This window comes from Agarivorans sp., assembly GCF_050295395.1.
Lineage (GTDB): Bacteria > Pseudomonadota > Gammaproteobacteria > Enterobacterales > Celerinatantimonadaceae > Agarivorans.
Window position 1 is genome coordinate 1 of record NZ_JBNKPP010000095.1, and the last position, 3212, is coordinate 3212.

3 protein-coding genes are annotated in these 3212 nt (G+C 46.9%); 1 reads left to right on the forward strand and 2 read right to left on the reverse strand.

All coding sequences use genetic code 11. The features are described 5' to 3' along the window. A partial coding sequence (gene ggt / locus ACQY6Q_RS05860; RefSeq protein ID WP_427979017.1) for a gamma-glutamyltransferase occupies window positions 1-1724 on the reverse strand: 1724 nt, incomplete at its 3' end. Between the two features lie 339 nt (window positions 1725-2063). On the opposite strand from ggt, the gene ACQY6Q_RS05865 reads away from it, so the two are divergent. Then, window positions 2064-2324 (forward strand): hypothetical protein, encoded by a 261-nt coding sequence (locus ACQY6Q_RS05865; protein WP_427979019.1) that lies wholly within the window; start codon window positions 2064-2066, stop codon window positions 2322-2324. Window positions 2325-2474: 150 nt separating this feature from the next. On the opposite strand, the gene ACQY6Q_RS05870 is transcribed toward ACQY6Q_RS05865, so the two are convergent. Then, window positions 2475-3212: threonine/serine exporter family protein (locus ACQY6Q_RS05870; RefSeq protein ID WP_427979021.1), on the reverse strand; the 738-nt coding region annotated here is incomplete at its 5' end.

Consider the following 3212-nt stretch of genomic DNA (forward strand, 5'->3'; position numbering starts at 1 on the left):
ATTCCCTCGCGGCGTGGATCTGCTGCCCCTATTAGCCTATCTGGATAAATTCGAATGCCTTGTAGTCCAGAGGTCATCTGTTTCACTTTGGTCTGATAGCCCATGGCCTTTAAAGCCGCTTGCATTTGCAAGGCGCTGCTATCGGCTTCCAGTTCATAGGTGCCGAAGCGATTATTTAAGTGAGCTTGTTCCACGGCTTGTTGCAAGCTCATATTCCAGCTGAGGTGACTAATTAATGCCTGTGCGACATAACCAATAATACTGCTACCACCGGGCGAGCCTATGGCAATTATCGGTTGCTGGTTTTCTAGCACAATGGTGGGTGACATTGACGAGCGGGGCCGTTTTCCGGCTGCTACTCGGTTGGCCACAGTTAGACCATCTTGCTCAGGAACAAAAGAAAAATCGGTCAGCTGGTTATTGAGTAAAAAACCTTTTACAAATAGTCGTGAGCCAAAGGCATTTTCAACGCTACTGGTCATTGATAGGACATTCCCTTGGGCATCAACAATACTAATGTGGCTGGTAGAGGGAAGTTCAATGCTTTGATCATCGCTGCGATAAGCACTCAGAGCCAGTTCTCCCGCGCTGACTGTTTCCAAGGCACGTTGAGTGTCCAATAGTTTCGCTCTTGCTTTAAGGTAATCCGGTGCTAGCAGATGCTTTAGTGGCACCTCCACATAATCGCTGTCGGCTAAGTACCTACCACGGTCGGCAAAGGCGAGCCTAGACGCATCACCAATAACGCGCCAACTATGTGGATTGTTTGGTCCCCATTCGGCAAGAGGAAAGTGGCTTATTATGCCCATGATTTGGCCAAGTGTACTCGCGCCAGAGCTTGGTGGCCCCATTCCGCATATAGAGTATTGTTGGTAGGGGCTACATACGGCGGGGCGCTGTTTTACCTGGTAATTAGCCAGATCTTCCAGTGTCAGTAAGCCGGGGTTATCGTTCTGCCAGCGAACTGCATCAACAATGGCATTGGCGGTTGGTCCTTGATAAAAGCCTCTAGCGCCTTGCTCTGCTATCAGTTTTAAGCTGTCGGCATAGTCAGGGTTTTTGCGTAAATAGCCTGCTTGTAGAGGCTGGCCTTTACTGTCAAAGAAATAGTTACGGGTGGCGGGAAAACGGCCTAAACGTTGTTCGTCACCTGCGATTAACTGTGCCAGCCGAGGACTTACGTGAAAACCTTGTTGGGCTAACTCTATTGCTGGCTCAAACAAGCCTGGCCAAGCCAGTTTGCCGTACTGTTGATGTAGCTGTTCAAATAGGGCCACCACGCCGGGGCTGCCAACAGAGCGGCCGCCGACTACGGCATCATAGAAACGCATAGGCTGTCCCTGCGCGTCTAGAAATAGCTTAGGGTGCGCTGTTGCTGGGGCCATTTCTCGACCATCGAAACTGGTCATTCGTTGGCTTTTTGCATCAAAGTAAACCACAAAAGCGCCGCCGCCAATCCCTGAGGATTGAGGCTCAACCAAGCCGAGTACGGTTTGTACGGCTATCATTGCATCCACCGCGCTGCCGCCGGCTTTTAATACTTCATAACCAGCTTCTACAGCTAAGGGGTTGGCGGCGGAGACCATGAACTTATGGGCAACAACTTCAGCCTTGCTTTGCTGACCAGAAGCTTGTTCGGGAGCATATTGGTCGGCAATTTGGCTAGTGGCAAACACTGAACTGCTAAATAACACAGCTAAGCTAAGTAGATTTGGTTTAAACATAAGAAGTCCTTTCTTTAACGCTGTTTAGCCAGTTTAGCACTCCTAGGCCGAGCTGCAGGTTCTTGTTTCAAGATATTGAAATGCATATCTTTTTTTATTTCGTTGAAGTGGTGACGTTAAAAGGCGACAGCTTGGAGCTTCGTGTTTACGGCATTTTCTAAATTGCTTTATTTTATCTGTCGCTGATTGACGACAGGAGGGCTGTGTTAAATAGAAGCCTTCTTTGTTAACTCGTTGTTTTGTATGTATTTTGTAAATATGGAATAGGGTTTGCTTATAACAGGCGTAGACCGCTAAGTAATGCGGCTGATAATACTGAAGTTAACCAAGGAGTTTGTTATGAAGTTGAAGTATAGCTTTCCAATGTTAGCACTATTTGTTGCCAGTCTCGCTTCTGCTAATAGTGAAGTGTTTGAGCAGTTAGATAGCAACCAAGATGCATTTGTCAGTCAAGAAGAAGCAGCACAACTGCCCATTCTGACTGAAGTATGGGCTGAGTTAGATACCGATCAAGATGGGTTACTCAGCCAAACAGAATTCATGAACCTTGAAATTTCGGGTATGCCTGAAGATAGCGAAAATAGCGAGGTTGCCGAGTAAGTTTGTTTGTTCCTTTGTGTTTTTATAAACCGTTCCAATTTTAGGGTGCTATCGGGGAACCGTTTTTCTGCCATTTGGTCTAGTTTGTAGCAGTTTTATCCTCGATAATTTTCCTAGCGCTTAAGTTTGTGCGAGCTTAAGCGCTTTTTTCTATAATGAGCTTCGTTGTGGTACCGCCACGTTAGCAAACAATATTCCCGCGACAATCGACATGAAAATCAAGAAAGTTTGCGAGCCGATATTCGGGATGCTCACCATTGACTCTCCAAGTACTAAGAAATTCAAACTGATATAAGCTTTACTGCCAGGTACTAACAATACAATGCCTTGCAGTAGTACTACCGAGGCGGGGGATTGGGTGAATTTTGCAAATAAGTTGGCATAGACGCCCACAACAAAAGCGCCAATAAAAGGGCCTAGCGCTTCACCTAAATGGAAACTACCAACGTAGGAGGCCGCATAAGCAATCAAACCCGATAGTATGCCCCAAGGTATGTCTTTGGCTCTAACTTTGAAAATCACGCTGAGCCCTAGGGTGAGCAGGACCACTCCCAGCCATTTTACCCACCAGTCGCTAACCAAGCCGCTTTGAATACTTAAATGTCCCCAGATTAAAGCGCCAAAGGCCATACCCAATACGGCGCCAAAATACAACTTGAACAGCACCATAATGCCATCCATGATTCTTGCGGTCCCGGAAATTAGCTCGCGCGCGGCCAATTCGCTCAGCCCTAGGGTGAGCGATAAACCCGGAATGAACACAATAATGGCAGATAGGATCACTAAGGGGATATTGAGATTGGGTATGAACTGGGCTAGTGCTACGGTGCAAAAAGAACACAACAAAGCTGCCACCGGTTCTAACGCTTCGTTTATTCCTTTCGAATA